Here is a 14360-nt window from a genome sequence, read left to right on the forward strand (position 1 = left end):
TCAGGTGAGACCACCGTCGACGGAGCGGCCGTACTCGATCGGCTCGTCCGGCACGAGGACCTCGGTGTCGCGATTGAGGCTCTCCCCGCGGAAGAAAGGCCGCGAGGCCTTGCGGCCGTACCAGAGCAGCATGAGCACGAACCCGAAGGCCAGCGAACCGACTCCGATGACGAACGTGCCGCCGACACCGAACAGGACCGTGTAGCCGTAGTCCACGTCGAACATGTCGATGCAGCTCTGCACGAAGGCGTAGGTGAGCATCAGCGCACCCAGCAGCGGGAACAGCCCCTTGAAGAAGAAGTCCTGTGCGGAGCGGAAGAGCACCTTGCGGAAGTACCAGACGCACGCGTACCCGGTGATGCCGTAGTAGAAGGCGATCGCGAGTCCGAGCGACAGGATCGAGTCGGCGAGGATGTTCTCGCTCACGAGCGTCATGCCGACGTAGTAGACGATCGCCACGATGCCCATGACGAGTGTGGAGAACGACGGGGTCTTGAACGTCGGGTGGACGGTCGCGAACCGTTTCGGCAGCGCCTTGTAGGCGGCCATCGAGAGCGTTCCACGAGCTGTCGGCAGGATCGTCGTCTGCGTCGAGGACACGGCCGAGATCAGGACGGCCACGACGAGGATCCAGGCCCAGGGACCGAGCACGAGGTCCTTGAGCGCGAGGAAGATGTCGTTCGCGTTGTCCTCGTTGCCGAGCCCGGTGCCCGTGTCGCCGAGCCCGGCGTAGGCCATGGCGGCGACCGTCACCGTGACGTAGGTGACGAGGAGGACGACGGTCGAGATGAGCGCTGCGCGACCCGGGATCTTCTGCGGGTCCTTCGTCTCCTCGTTCAGGGCCAGGCAGGTGTCCCACCCCCAGTAGATGAACAACGCGAGCAGCACGGCCTCGATGAACCCGTGATAGTCGCCGAAGGCGAACGGATTGAACCAGTCGAGCGAGACCGGCGTGGCGTTCGGAGCCGTGCCGTTCGCGACGCCGATGAAGGCGAACACGGCGAACAGCACGAGCGCGAGGTACTGGATCGCCAGGAGGATGTTCTGGATCCGCTCCCCCAGCTCGATGCCGCGGTACGAGACCCACGTCATGAGGGCGATGAACACGACACCGGTGGCGGTGACGAGTGGGACGTTCGAGGCGAGGGAACCGTCGCCGATGAGCAGCCACAGGTACTGCCCTGCGATCTGTGCGAGGTTCGCGAGCACCACGATGCCGGCGAGCGCGACGCCCCACCCGCCGATCCAGCCGGTGACCGGGCCGAAGGCCTTCGTCGCCCAGGTGAAGGTGGTGCCGCAGTCCGGCACGTCACGGTTCAGCTCGCGGTAGGCGAACGCGATGAACAGCATCGGGATGAAGGCGACGATGAAGGCGATCGGCGCCTGGGCGCCCACGGCGAGCACGACGAACCCGAGCGTCGCGACGAGCGAGTAGACCGGCGCGGTCGACGCCAGGCCGATGATCACGGAGCCGAAGAGGCCGAGGGTGCCGGTGGCGAGACCCTTGCCGCCGGTGGGTGATGCCGGCTGCGACCCGCGGGCCGTGTCCTGTGCTGTCATGACGGAACGGTAGGGCCGGGTGCACCCGTGTGTCAATGCTCCCGTTCGGGACCGGGCTACGGAATCAGTCGCGCGGCCTCATGGGAAGTGACGGGATCAACCGGTTCCACCCCTCGAGAATGCCGAGACGAACCCCGATGGTGACGCGACTCAGGCCGGCTTGAGTCCCCGGTGCAGGGCGACGATCCCGCCGGTGAGGTTGCGGTACGCGACGTGCTCGTAGCCCGCTTCGCGCAGCCAGGCGGCCAGCTCCGGCTGGCTCGGCCAGGCGCGGATCGAGTCGTTCAGGTAGGTGTACGCCTCGGCGTTCGACGACGCGACGCCCGCGACGAGCGGCATGACCCGCTCGAGGTAGAGGTTGTACGCGGCGCGCATGGGCCCGAACGTCGGCGTGGAGAACTCGCAGATGACGATCCGGCCGCCGGGCTTCGTGACCCGGAGCATCTCGGCGAGGGCGTCCTTCGGACGGACGACGTTGCGGAGACCGAAGGAGATCGTCGTGGCGTCGAACTCCTCGTCGGCGAAGGGGAGGTCGGTCGCGTCGGCCTCGACGAACTGGATGTCGGAGCGGTCGGCGTACTTGTCGCGACCCACGGCGATCATGCCGGGCGAGAAGTCGGCGGCCACGACCTGCGCCCCGTTGCGGGCCAGCGCCGCGGAGGACGTTCCCGTGCCGGCGGCGAGGTCGAGGATGCGCTCACCGGCGGCCAGACCGACCGCACGAGTGGTCGCGATGCGCCACAGGGCGTCGTTCCCGACGGAGAGGACCGCGTTCATGCGGTCGTACTTCGTCGAGACGTCGTCGAACATGGCCGAGACCTGCTCGGGCTGCTTGGAGAGGTCGGCGCGGTTCACCCCTCCATCCTACGTCCGCGCCGCTGGGAGCCGGCCGTCCGAGCACGGCTCCCAGGCTCACGCTCAGTAGTCGATGCGTCCGTGCCGGTTGTGGAACTCGCCGGTGGGACCGTCCGGACCGAGCAGGGCGAGCGCGACGGTCGCGTCCGTCCCCTCGGTCACCGTCTGGTGGCCGCCGTGCCCGTTGAAGTCGGTCGCCGTGTAGCCCGGGTCGCTCACGTTCACCCGGAACCCGGGCAGGTTCTTCGCGTACTGCACGGTGAGCGCGATGACGGCCGCCTTCGACGCGGCGTACGGGATCGTCGGCACCGCGAACTCGTCGGCCCCCTCGGTGGTGAGGAAGCGCGGCCACCCGACCCCGGAGGCGACGTTCACGATGACGGGTCGGGACGAACGACGCAGGAGGGGCAACGCCGCCTGGGTGACGCGGACGAGACCCACGACGTTCGTGTCGAGGACGTCCTGCATCGACTCCGGCGCGAGGTCGTCGACGCCGAAGGACGTGCCGAGCACGCCGGCGTTGTTGACGAGCACGTCGAGCTCCGGGAGCGCCGCGAGGGCCGCATCGACGCTCGCCTGGTCGGTGACGTCGAGCTGGACGGGGTGGGCGCCGAGTGCGGCGACGGCATCGCCACGGCCCAGGTCGCGCATGCCGGCGTAGACGGTGTGGCCGGCGTCGATCAGTCGGCGTGCGGTTTCGAGTCCGAGGCTCTTGTTGGCCCCGGTGATGAGTGTGGTGGTCATGGGTCCATGCTCCGCCCGGCAGGGTCGGCCCGCCAGGCCCCGGTCGACAGGAGGACCGGCAGTACCAGGGTGCGGACCGCCGCCGGGGGCACAATGGCCGGATGGACGAATTCGCCGGTGTGCTCCGGGCCTGGCGCGAACGGGTCTCCCCTGCCGAAGTCGGTCTCCCCGCCGGCCCAGGACGACGGACTGCCGGCCTGCGCCGCGAGGAGCTCTCCGCCCTCGCCGGCATCAGCGTGGACTACATCGTCAGGCTCGAGCAGGGTCGCGCCAAGAACCCTTCGCCGCAACTCCTCCGGGCGCTTGCGGTCGCCCTCCGACTGACGGATCAGGAGCGCGACCACCTCTACCGGGTCGCCGGAGCCGCTCCACCACCGCCCGGGGTCGTCCCCCGGCACATCGGTCCTGGCGTCCAGCGCATCGTCGACCGGCTCGGCGACGTGCCGCTGGCGGTCTTCTCCGCCGCCCACGACATCCTGCTCTGGAACCCGCTGTGGGCCGCGGTGAACGGCGATCCGTCCGCCCTCGTCGGCGACGATCGCAACCTGGTGTGGCGGCACTTCACCGCGGGGCACGAGGGCACCGACTTCGACGAGCAGCACGATGAGGAGTTCGCGAGCGACCTCGCCGCAGACCTCCGGGCCGCGGTCGGGCGCTACCCGCGGGACGACGAGCTCGCACGGCTCGTGGCCCGGCTGCGATCGGTGTCGCCCGAGTTCGAGCGGCGCTGGGCGGAAGCCAGGGTCGCGGAGCACCGGGCGAGCCGGAAGACGGTCACGCGGACGCCGGTCGGACCGATCACCGTCGACTGCGACGTCCTGTCCACGCCGGGCGGCGACCTGCGCATCGTCGTCTACACGGCGGCACCGGGCACCGAGGACGCGGCGAAACTCGCACTGCTCGGGGTCACCGGGTTGCAGACGATCGGCACGCCCGGCCGGTGAACGCCCCGCCGACCAGGCCGTGAGCACCCCGCCACCGGTCAGGCTGCGGCGGGGAGGGACCCCTCCTGCGCGGGCGTAGGGTTGAACGGTGACCATTCCCCTGACCTCGTCACTGGTCGCCCAGACCGTCGCCACCGACGACCCGCGCCAGCTCCTCCCGTTCGCCGACCAGACCTCGCCGCTCCTCTGGGTGCGGAAGGGTCACGGGCTGGTCGGACTGGGTGAGGCGCTCCGCCTGGAGTTCTCTGGCCCCGACCGGTTCACGCGTGCCGCGGCGGCCTGGCGGGACGTCTGCGCCGCAGCCGTGGTGACGGACGAGGTGCGACGCCCCGGGACCGGCCTGGTCGCGTTCGGCACGTTCGCCTTCGACGACGAGTCCTCCGCGACGAGCGTCCTCATCGTGCCGCGCACGATCATCGGCCGGTACCCCGACGCGAGCTTCATCACGCGGGTCTCCCTCGGCGACGGCGCCGAGGACGTCGATCCCGTGACCACGGCGTACGGGCCGGAGTACCGCATCCAGCTGACCCCCGGCGTGCAGAGCCGCGAGGGCTACCTCGAATCGGCCGAGCGCGCCATCGCCCGCATCAAGGCCGGCGGCCTCAGCAAGGTCGTGCTCGCTCGCGACCTGACCGGGCACCTCCCCGAGGAAGCGGACCGCCGCCGGGTGCTCCACGACCTCGCCCTCGCCTACCCCGACTGCTGGACCTACGCGGTCGACGGCTTCATCGGCTCGAGCCCGGAGACGCTCGTCCGAGTGGATCGGGGGGCCGTCTCGGCGCGCGTCCTCGCCGGCACGATCTCGCGTGGTCCCGACGCCGAGAGCGACCACGACCAGGCCGTCGCACTCATGACGAGCGCGAAGGACCAGGGTGAACACCAGTTCGCCGTGCAGTCCGTGCTGACCGCTCTGCAATCTCACAGTCCGCAGTTGCGCCGCAGCGAGGTCCCGTTCACCCTCAAGCTGCCGAACCTCTGGCACCTCGCGACCGACATCGACGGACGACTCTCGGACGGCTCGTCCTCGCTCGACCTCATGGACGGCCTGCACCCGACGGCCGCCGTCGCCGGAACCCCGACCCGCGACGCCGTCACCCTCATCCGCGAGTTGGAACCGTTCGACCGCGGTCGCTACGCCGGTCCGGTCGGGTGGGTGGACGCCTCGGGCGACGGCGAGTGGGCGGTGGCCCTCCGCTGTGCGCAGATCGCACCCGACGGCGACATCACGGCCTACGCCGGCTGCGGCATCGTGGCCGACTCGGATGCCGCGACGGAGCTCGTCGAGACGAAGATGAAGTTCCGTCCGATCGTGGAGGCCTTCGGCTGAGCCGAGGCCCCACCGGTTCAGCTCGCCGCGAGTCGCGCCTGCTCGACGGCGATGTCGTAGTCAGCCGGCGGCCACTGCGGATCGATGTCCTCGAGGGCGTCGAGCAGCAGACGTTGGACCGCGATGCGCGCGTACCACTTGCGGTCCGCCGGCACGACGAACCACGGGGCTGCCTCGGTGCTCGTGCGCTCGAACGCCACCTGGTACGCGTCCTGATACGCCGGCCACAGCTCCCGTTCGTCCACATCGCCGGGGTTGTACTTCCAATACTTGTCCGGACGCGCGAGCCGATCGGCGAGCCGTTCCTTCTGCTCGTCGGCGCTGATCTGCAGCATCACCTTGACGATGCGGGTCCCGCTCGCGACGATCCCCGCCTCGAAGTCGTTGATCGCTCCGTACCGACGCTCGATCTCGTCCGGCTCCGCGAGCCGACGCACCCGGCCGATGAGGACGTCCTCGTAGTGCGAACGGTCGAAGACGCCGATCTGACCGGGCTTCGGCAGGTGCGGCTCCACCCGCCAGAGGAAGTCGTGGGAGCGCTCCTCCTCCGTGGGCTTCTTGAAGGCGTAGTGGTGCACGCCCTGCGGGTCGACGGAGCCGACGACGTGCTTGACGATGCCACCCTTGCCCGCCGTGTCCATCGCCTGCAGGACGAGGAGCACCGCTTCCGGGGCTCCCTGCGTGCTCGCCGCGAAGAGTCGCTCCTGCAGTTCGGACAGGGCGGGCACCCCCGCGTCCAGCTCGAGCCTGCCCTGCTGCTTGTCGCCGTCGAAGCCCGGCGTCGACCGGGGATCGACGTCGGCGAGGCTGAACCCCTCGCCCACGCGCAGCGTGTCTCGAGGAGGTGCGGTCCAGGTCGATGCGTGCTTCGATGCCGTCATCCGCCCATTGTGGCCGCAGGTCGCGTCGGAAGTCGACCCCGGGAGGACCAACGGATCAGGCGCGCGGCAGCGGGACCTCGATGAGGACGGGACCGGTCACCGGCGCGGTGAACGCCTGGTCGAGTTCCGTGCGGGTGCGGGCCGAGCGGTACTCCCAGCCGTAGGCCGTCGCGAGCGCCTCGAGCCGGACGTGCTGCGGCGTGTACTGGACGCGGTCGAAGAGCGCTCCGGGTGCACTCTGGGCGACCTCGAGCGCATCGAAGATGGTGCCACCGCCGTCGTTGCCGATGATCACCTGGAGACGCGGCGCGACGCCGTCGTCCAGGAGAAGCGCGCCGACGTCGTGGAGGAAGGCGAGATCGCCGAGGAGCACCCGCGTCACACCGGGACCACCGTCGGCCTGGCTCGCCAGCGCGATCCCCGTGGCGGTGGCGATGGTGCCGTCGATGCCCGCGAGTCCACGGTTGGCGTGCACGCTGATCTTGCGGCCGGGGACGAGGCCGTCGGCCACGCGGATGAGCCTCGACGCACCGACGACGAGACGGTCGTGCGGCCAGGTGGCGCGCCAGACCGCGTCGACGAGGACCTCGCGGGTGACCGGGAGCCGGACGGCCTCGAGCTCGGCCCGGACGGAGGCCAGTCGCTCGGCGGGTGTCGTCGAGTGCAGCCCGTCGAGATCGGGGGCTGCGGGCGAGGGGTCGATCACCCGTTCGCGGGATCCGACGACCCAGGCGCCGAGCCAAGCGCGATCCGCGGGACCCGCCTCGACGGCGACCGAGGACACGATGCGGTCGGCCCGTCGTCCGGGGTTGTAGACCTCGGCTCCGGCCGGGGCGACGACGATCGTCTCGACCTGCGGCTGCTGGAGCAGGAGCGGGACCTCGCGGCTGAGTGTCGGGTGGCCGAACACGACGACGCGCTCGACGGCCTCGCGGTAGTCGTCCTCGCGCAGCAGCTCCCGGTAGGCGGCGATGACGTTCCGCCCGAACCGCGATCCGCTCGACACCTCCGCGATGAGCGGCCACCCGCCGTCCGCCGCGAGCTGCTCGGCGGCCGGGCCGGAGTCGTGCCCGGCGACGACGAGGGTCCTGGGTCCACGCTCGAGCACGAGATGCGGTCGACCCGGGTAGAGCGGTGCCTCCGTGACGGCGTCCGTCGCGACCGGGACATCGGGGGCCGTCTCGGTCGCCTCCGGTTCGAAGCTGCCCGAGAGCGGCTCCCGGAACGCGAGGTTCAGGTGCACCGGGCCCGGGTCGAGGACGTCCGTCGCGGCACGGTACGCCCGCCGGGCGAGATCGCGGGCGGCGTCCTGCTCACCCGATTCACCGGTCGGGGCCTCGACGACCACGGCGAGGCGCGCGGCGAACCCGTAGAGGTCGTCCTGCTTCGTCGTCTGGTTCGCCCGGATGCCGTGCGCCTCGGCGGGCCGGTCGGCTGTGAGGACGATGACCGGCACGCGAGAGTGATGCGCCTCGAGGACCGCCGGATGCAGGTTCGCGGTCGCCGTCCCCGAGGTCGTGATCACGACGGCCGGACGGTCGGTCTCGACGCCGAGGCCCAAGGCGAGGAAGCCGGCGACCCGCTCGTCGATGCGCACGTGCAGGGTGATCCGTCCGGAGGCCGCGAGCTCGGCGGCGGCGAGCGCGAGCGCCTGGGACCGGGAGCCGGGACAGACGACGACGTCGGAGACACCCGCGGCGACGAGCTCGTCGAGGAGCGTCCATGCCGACGCGCTGGCCGGGCTCGATGAGGGAGCCGAGCCGACGGGCTCGGGAGCGGCGGACGGGTTCACGAGGCGCTCGGGGCGCCAGGCGGTCTGCGGCCGGAGCCGTCGTCGGGCGTGTCTGATCCTGGCGCGGGGTCGTCGTGCGTCGTCGCATCCGGGCTCTCACCCGACTCGTCGTCGAAGCGGTTGAGCTCGTCCTCGAGGTCGCGGATGCGCTTCGTCTGCGCGCGGTCGGCGTCGAGCTTCTTGAGGAAGTCCGGGTCGTCGTCCGGGGCTGAGCCGCGGGGCACGGCCTTCGGAGCGCGGACCCGGCCGATGATCCACCAGAGGACTCCGCCGATGACCGGCAGGAGGAGGATGGCGATGATCCAGGAGGTCTTGCTGATCCCTCGGACACGGTCGCGCGGCATCGTGGCACAGTCGACCACCGAGTACACGATGAAGACGACTGCCGCGACGGCGAGGCCGATCCAGAGACGAACCATGTCTCCATCGTAAACGCCAGGTGACGTGATTACCTGGGGTTGCCTTCAGGCGGGACGCCTAGACTTATGTGGTGAAACGCGTTCCCGCCGCCGTCCGGTACACCATCCTCCGCCTCCTGGCGTTCGTGGTGCCGCTCCTGCTCCTCGTCTTCCTCACGGGTCTGCAGCCCTGGGTCGCCGCGATCATCGCCGCGATCATCGGGCTCTGCGTGTCCTACATCTTCCTGCGCACTCCGCGGGAGACCGTCGCGCAGGAGCTGTACGCCCGTCGACACGGCGACAAGCCGACGCCGCACGACGACGAGGACTCCGAGGACGCTGCGCTCGATGCGAGCGCGGCGACGCCGGAAGCGTCGTCAGCCGGCGATGCCGGGCGTGTAGAAGAACGCCAGACCGAGGATCACCCCGAACGCTAGCTGCACGAGCCCCGTCAGCTTGAGCGCCAGGATCTGCTCTTTGGCCGTCGTGGAGAACAGCACGATCACGCACGCCGGGATGGCGGCGAGCAGCGCGAACATCGTGAACCAGGCGATCGGGTAGAACAGCGCGAGGAACGCGGCGATGCCGAACGGCACGAGCAGCAGGACGCAGTAGAGCACCTTCGACGCGATCCGGCCGATGAAGGTCGACAGGGTGCGCTTCCCGACCGCCTTGTCCTGTTCGAGGTCGCGGAGGTTGTTGACGACGAGCGCGGCACAGGCGATGAGGCCCGCGCCGATCGCGCCGAACCATGCCTCCTGGTTCACGGTCCCGACCTGGACGAAGGTCGTGCCGAGTGTGGCGACGAGGCCGAAGAACACGAAGACGAAGACCTCGCCGAGCGCGAAGTACCCATAGGGACGCTTCCCGCCCGTGTAGAACCAGGCGGCGACGATCGCGACCGCCCCGACGAGGAGCAGCCACCAGAACTGGGTGAGGATCGTGAGGACGATGCCGGCCACGGCCGCGATCCCGAAGAACACCAGCGCGACGGTGAGGACCGTCTTGGGCTTCGCCGCGCCGGAACCGGTCAATCGGCTCGGGCCGACCCGCAAGTCGTCCGTTCCGCGGATGCCGTCGGAGTAGTCGTTGGCGTAGTTGACGCCGATCTGCAGCGCGAGCGCGACGACGAGGCAGAGCAGTGCACGGACCGGGTGGTAGACCCCGGGGCCCGCGATGATCGTCGCGGCGCCGGTGCCGATGAGCACGGGGGCGGCGGCCATCGGCAGCGTGCGGATCCGCGCAGCACCGGCCCAGTCGCCGAACGTCGCCGGCTTCGCGAGGGGGACCTTGCGACCGCCACCGCGTGCGGGGTTGCCCGATCGTCCACCGTTCGCGCCACGACCCGCCGTGGGGCGCTGTGCGGACGTCTTCTGCTGTTTCGGCGCTGCTGGCCGTGCTCCATGTGCCACGACGGCGAGTCTACCCGCGGCGCCTCGGGGCGGACGGCGTCACAGGGCCCCGGCGGCCTGGAGCGTCTGGAGGACCGCCGGGGCGATGTGCTCGGCGAACGCCGGGGTGAGGTGCACGCTGTCGTACTTCGTCGGCGTGGTCCCGGCGAAGGCCGGGCAGACGCCGTCGACACAGCTGAACGGGAGCGACGAGACGAACCGCTCCCCGGCGGCCGTCGCGGCCGACTCGGTCGCCGCCGCGAACTCGTTCCAGGCCGCGTCGACGCCGACGGCGCAGTCCTGCGGACTGGACACCCTCGAGTAGCAGGACCCGAGATCCGCGCCGAGGGGCGGTGGCGCGAGGAACACGACGCGGCCGGGGACCTGATAGCCCGCAGTCTCGGCGAGCGCCGACTCGACCATCGACGTCGTGTCGAGCGATCGGCCGTCGGTGGTGCGACCTGCGGCGAACGCGTTCGAGACGATCACGAGGTCGGGCTGGTCCGCGGCGATGCGTTCGGCGATGTCGTGCTTCCGGGTCGGGCAGTCGTCCATCACCCCCGCGCCGCTGTTCTGGATGAGATCCTGCGTGAAGCGGCACCCGTACAGACCGATGGTGGTGATCCGTACGGCCCCGCTGCTCTGATCGGCGATGGCCCGGAACGCCGGCGCGTAGGCGAGCGCGGTCGAGTCGCCGACGAGGTAGACGTGCTTCGGCGCGGACGCATCGCCCCAGGTGCACGAGCCGTCGTCGGGCGTCGAACCCAGGTCGAAACAGGCCCGGGCGGGGTTGGTGCTCGAGGTCGCGCGGATCGCGTCGTCGAGGCTCGGCGAGAGGTTGTCGGGCCATGCGGAAGCCTGGCTCGCGAGTTGCAGCTCGGCGGCGATGCCCTGGAGCGGGTCTCCCGCCGGTGCCGCGACTGCCGCCGGTCCCCCGGTGGCCACCGGCATGCGGAGCGCGGGGCCGATGGCGATCACCGCGAGCCCGGCGACGATCACGAGCCCGACCGCCGAGTAGAGGAACTGGGAGGCGAACCGCTCGCGCCAGGCGGTCCAGGCGGCGTCCCTGGCGTCGCGGTCGCCGTGGAAGGAACCCACGAGCGGCGTGCGGTGCAACGGCTGTTCGATGAGCAGGAAGGAGAGCACCGAGACCCCGAGGATGAGCCCGAGCATACCCGGGACCGTGCTGAGGGCGGTGTCGGGGACGAGCATCGGTACGAACACGAGGATCGGGAGGTGCCAGAGGTAGAGCGAGTAGGAGATCGCTCCGACGCCACGGCTCAGCGGGTTCGTGAGCGGGAACATCCAGCGCGGGTACGCGGGACCGGCTCCGGTCCCGGCGGCGATGACCAGCATCGCGGCGGCGACGGGGGCGACCGCCCAGGGACCGGGGAACCCGATCGACCCGGTGATGAGCAGCGCGGATGCGACGATGCCGACGAGCCCCGCCCATCCGGCGACCACCCGGAGCGCCGGCGGCACCCGGGCGAGGAGCGGAGCGAACACGGCCAGGAGTGCGCCGGCCCCCAGCTCCCAGACCCGCGCGCCGGTCGCGAAGTATGCGGCCTGCGGAGCCGCCCCGGACTGCCACACGGCGACGGCGAAGGAGGCCGCGATCAGGACGACGAGGACGCCACCGACGACGAGGCGCGAGCGCAGCACGGGTCGGGCTCCGCGGGCCGCGACGGCGAGGAGGACGAGGAGCAGCACCGGCCACACGAGGTAGAACTGCTCCTCGATCGAGAGGGACCAGAAGTGCTGCAGCGGTGATGCGGCGTCCGTCGCGTGGAAGTAGTCGGTGCCCGACGCCTCGAAGCGCCAGTTCGAGACGAGCAGCGCGGCCGACACCGCGTCCCACCAGGTCGCGAGCGCCCGCGGCGCGTTGAAGAGCCACGACGCCAGCGCGACGGTCGCGGCGAGGACGACGAGCGACGCGGGCAGGATCCGCTTGATCCGCCGACCGAAGAAGGCCGGCAGGGAGATGCGTCCGGAACGCTCGTGCTCGCGCAGGAGCAACCCGGTGATGAGGAAGCCGGAGATCACGAAGAACACGTCCACACCCACGAAGCCGCCGGCCGGTCGGCCGGTCGCGTGGGCGAGGATCACGGCGGTGACCGCGACCGCCCGCATCCCCTGGATGTCGGCGCGGAACGCCGTCGTCGGCCTCGTGGGCGCAGCGCCCGTGTCGGTCCCCGTTGTCACCTGTCGTCGTCCCCCGGCTACGGTCGCTCGTCGACACGCATGAGAGAGCATGCCCTATGCGACAACCGCCTGCAAACCGGCCCTCGCGGTCACGCGGAGGACGGGCTCAACCCAGTCGCGAGCGGAGTGCGACGAGGTCGGGTTTGCCGCTCGCGAGCAGCGGCAGCTCTGCCAGACGGACCAGTCGGGCGGGGCGGGCCGGGCGGCCGAGCGCCTCCGCGACCGTGTCCCGCGCGGCCTGGAGCAGTGCGTCGTCCGCCAGATGATCGGCGGGGGTCGCGGCGTCCGTCACGATCACGGACGCCTGACCGAACCGCTCCTCGGCGACGGCGACGACGACGGCCTCGGCCAGCCCCGGCACCGACCGGACGACCGCCTGCACACGGTCGAGGGAGATGTTCACCCCGCCGCTGATGATCACGTTGTCGGCCCGCCCGGTCACCCGGACGACGCCGTCGACGAACTCGGCGGTGTCGCCGGTGCGGTACCACCGTCGGCCGCCGTCGTCCGGGAAGGCGGTCGCCGTGCGGTCCGGTTCGCCGAGGTAGCCCTCGGCGAGCACCGGCCCGGCGAGGAGGAGCTCCCCGTCCGCCAGCCGGGGTTCGACACCGGGGAACGGCACGCCGTCGTAGAGACAGCCGCCGGACGTCTCGCTGGAACCGTAGCTCCGCACGACGCGGATGCCGAGCGCTGCGGACCGCTCGAGCAGCGGAGCGGGGGTGGCCTGTCCCCCGACGAGCAGCCCGGCGAGTCCGGCGAGCGCGTCGCGCACGGAGGTGCTCGTCTCGGCGGCGTCGACGAGCAGGCGCAGCTGCGCCGGCACGAGGGCGGCGAAGCCGGCATCGGCGTCGAGCCGCTCGACGAGTCCGCAGAACGCCCGGGCGTCGAACGATCCAGCCGGGGCCTCGATCGGCCTGGTCCCGGCGACGATCGACCGGAGCAGCACATTGACGCCGGCGATGTAGTGCGTCGGGAGCGCCAGGATCCACTGGGACGAACGGCGGTGGGCCTCAGGGCCACCCAGAGCCATCGCGGAACCCGCCGCGCTGGCCAGGAGGGCGTCGGCCGTGAGGGCGACCCGCTTCGGAACGCCCGTCGAGCCGGAGGTCTCGATCACGAGGGCCACCCGGTCGTCGACCACGGCCGGTGCCGCGGACGATCCGTGTTGCATCGGGAGGACCGCGGGTCCGGAACCGTCGAGCGCCGTCTCCAGGGCCGCGAGCATCGCCGAGGCGGACGCGTCGACGGGGAGCAGCTGACGGGTCATGGATTCAGCGTACGCCGGGTCCATCGGTGCTCCGCCGCCCCCTCGGCGTCTCGGAGCTCAGAACTGCCAGGGGAACGGAGCCCAGTCCGGCTTGCGCTTCTCCAGGAAGGCGTCGCGTCCCTCCACCGCCTCGTCGGTGCCGTACGCGAGGCGGGTGGCCTCGCCTGCGAAGACCTGCTGGCCGACGAGACCATCGTCGACGGCGTTGAAGGCGAACTTGAGCATGCGGATGGCGGTCGGCGACTTGCCGAGGATGGTGCGGGCCCAGGCGACCCCGGTCTGCTCCAGCTCGGCGTGCGGGACGACCGCGTTGATCGCGCCCGCCTGCAGCGCGCGCTCCGCGTCGTACTCCTGGGCGAGGAAGAACACCTCACGGGCGAACTTCTGGCCCACCTGCTTGGCGAAATACGCGCTCCCGTACCCGGCGTCGAAGGAACCGACGTCGGCGTCGGTCTGCTTGAACCGCGCGTGTTCCCGACTCGCGATCGACAGGTCGCACACGACGCCGAGGGAGTGCCCGCCACCCGCGGACCATCCGGGCACGAGGTTGATGACGACCTTCGGCATGAAGCGGATGAGCCGCTGGACCTCGAGGATGTGCAGGCGACCGTTGCGCGCGGCGTCGATGCCGCTCGCCGTCTCGTCGTCTGCGGCGTCGTCGCTCGCGTACCGGTAGCCGTCGCGACCACGGATGCGCTGGTCGCCGCCCGAGCAGAACGCCCAGCCGCCGTCCTTCGCGCTCGGACCGTTCCCGGTGAGGAGCACCACCCCGACCGTCGGGCTCTGGCGCGCGTGGTCGAGCGCGCGGTACAGCTCGTCGACGGTGTGCGGACGGAAGGCGTTGCGCACCTCGGGGCGGTCGAACGCGATGCGCACGAAGCCGCCCTCGCGCGCGACGTGGTACGTCAGATCGGTGAGGTCCTCGAACCCCGGTACGACGTCCCAGATCTCCGGGTCGAACAGTTCGGACACTCGATCGCTCATGCGTCCAGCCTAGGC

The 14360-nt window shown here is 71.0% G+C and carries 13 protein-coding genes; 3 read left to right on the forward strand and 10 right to left on the reverse strand.

Annotated elements, in window-relative coordinates; all coding sequences use genetic code 11:
- The 3 genes from A4X17_RS05145 to A4X17_RS05155 form a co-directional block, all read right to left on the reverse strand.
- Nucleotides 1-1560 carry an APC family permease gene (locus A4X17_RS05145; protein ID WP_064294589.1) on the reverse strand — a complete coding sequence of 520 codons (1560 nt, stop codon included), beginning with the start codon at nucleotides 1558-1560 and terminating at the stop codon, nucleotides 1-3.
- Nucleotides 1561-1710: 150 nt separating this feature from the next.
- On the reverse strand, nucleotides 1711-2415 hold the full coding sequence (locus A4X17_RS05150) for a demethylmenaquinone methyltransferase (RefSeq protein WP_064294590.1): 705 nt from the start codon (nucleotides 2413-2415) through the stop codon (nucleotides 1711-1713).
- 63 nt (nucleotides 2416-2478) lie between these two features.
- Entirely contained in the window at nucleotides 2479-3159 is a 681-nt protein-coding gene (locus A4X17_RS05155; protein WP_064294591.1) for an SDR family NAD(P)-dependent oxidoreductase, read from the reverse strand.
- A gap of 101 nt (nucleotides 3160-3260) precedes the next feature.
- Between A4X17_RS05155 and A4X17_RS05160 the strand changes: the two genes are divergently transcribed.
- Both A4X17_RS05160 and A4X17_RS05165 read left to right on the forward strand, forming a co-directional pair.
- Nucleotides 3261-4103 carry a helix-turn-helix transcriptional regulator gene (locus tag A4X17_RS05160; RefSeq protein ID WP_064294592.1) on the forward strand — a complete coding sequence of 281 codons (843 nt, stop codon included), beginning with the start codon at nucleotides 3261-3263 and terminating at the stop codon, nucleotides 4101-4103.
- An 88-nt stretch (nucleotides 4104-4191) separates the two neighbouring features.
- Entirely contained in the window at nucleotides 4192-5430 is a 1239-nt protein-coding gene (locus tag A4X17_RS05165) for an isochorismate synthase MenF (protein WP_369808445.1), read from the forward strand.
- Between the two features lie 17 nt (nucleotides 5431-5447).
- Here A4X17_RS05165 and A4X17_RS05170 read toward each other — a convergent pair whose 3' ends face one another.
- The 3 genes from A4X17_RS05170 to A4X17_RS05180 are packed head-to-tail and all read right to left on the reverse strand — an operon-like array spanning nucleotide 5448 to nucleotide 8522.
- A complete protein-coding gene (locus A4X17_RS05170) occupies nucleotides 5448-6311 on the reverse strand; it encodes a PPK2 family polyphosphate kinase (protein ID WP_064294593.1) in 864 nt (287 codons plus the stop codon).
- Between the two features lie 55 nt (nucleotides 6312-6366).
- Entirely contained in the window at nucleotides 6367-8103 is a 1737-nt protein-coding gene (gene menD, locus A4X17_RS05175) for a 2-succinyl-5-enolpyruvyl-6-hydroxy-3-cyclohexene-1-carboxylic-acid synthase (RefSeq protein ID WP_064294594.1), read from the reverse strand.
- Nucleotides 8100-8522 carry a PLD nuclease N-terminal domain-containing protein gene (locus tag A4X17_RS05180; RefSeq protein WP_064294595.1) on the reverse strand — a complete coding sequence of 141 codons (423 nt, stop codon included), beginning with the start codon at nucleotides 8520-8522 and terminating at the stop codon, nucleotides 8100-8102. The genes menD and A4X17_RS05180 overlap by 4 nt, the downstream gene beginning before the upstream one ends.
- Nucleotides 8523-8593: 71 nt before the next feature.
- Here A4X17_RS05180 and A4X17_RS05185 point away from each other — a divergent pair, with 71 nt between their 5' ends.
- Nucleotides 8594-8938 carry a DUF4229 domain-containing protein gene (locus A4X17_RS05185; RefSeq protein ID WP_064294643.1) on the forward strand — a complete coding sequence of 115 codons (345 nt, stop codon included), beginning with the start codon at nucleotides 8594-8596 and terminating at the stop codon, nucleotides 8936-8938.
- Here the strand turns inward: A4X17_RS05185 and A4X17_RS05190 are convergent.
- From A4X17_RS05190 to A4X17_RS05205, 4 genes are all read right to left on the reverse strand, one after another.
- Nucleotides 8879-9913: a 1,4-dihydroxy-2-naphthoate polyprenyltransferase gene (locus tag A4X17_RS05190; RefSeq protein WP_064294596.1), complete on the reverse strand. Its 1035-nt coding sequence runs from the start codon at nucleotides 9911-9913 to the stop codon at nucleotides 8879-8881. The genes A4X17_RS05185 and A4X17_RS05190 overlap by 60 nt on opposite strands.
- A 39-nt stretch (nucleotides 9914-9952) precedes the next feature.
- Nucleotides 9953-12094 carry an acyltransferase family protein gene (locus tag A4X17_RS05195; protein ID WP_231884291.1) on the reverse strand — a complete coding sequence of 714 codons (2142 nt, stop codon included), beginning with the start codon at nucleotides 12092-12094 and terminating at the stop codon, nucleotides 9953-9955.
- A 106-nt stretch (nucleotides 12095-12200) separates the two neighbouring features.
- Nucleotides 12201-13361, reverse strand: a complete 1161-nt coding sequence (locus A4X17_RS05200; RefSeq protein ID WP_064294645.1) for an AMP-binding protein — start codon at nucleotides 13359-13361, stop codon at nucleotides 12201-12203.
- 57 nt (nucleotides 13362-13418) lie between these two features.
- Nucleotides 13419-14345 carry a 1,4-dihydroxy-2-naphthoyl-CoA synthase gene (locus tag A4X17_RS05205; protein WP_064294597.1) on the reverse strand — a complete coding sequence of 309 codons (927 nt, stop codon included), beginning with the start codon at nucleotides 14343-14345 and terminating at the stop codon, nucleotides 13419-13421.
- Nucleotides 14346-14360: the final 15 nt, after the last annotated feature.

The organism is Plantibacter sp. H53, assembly GCF_001650455.1.
GTDB classification, from domain to species: domain Bacteria; phylum Actinomycetota; class Actinomycetes; order Actinomycetales; family Microbacteriaceae; genus Plantibacter; species Plantibacter flavus_A.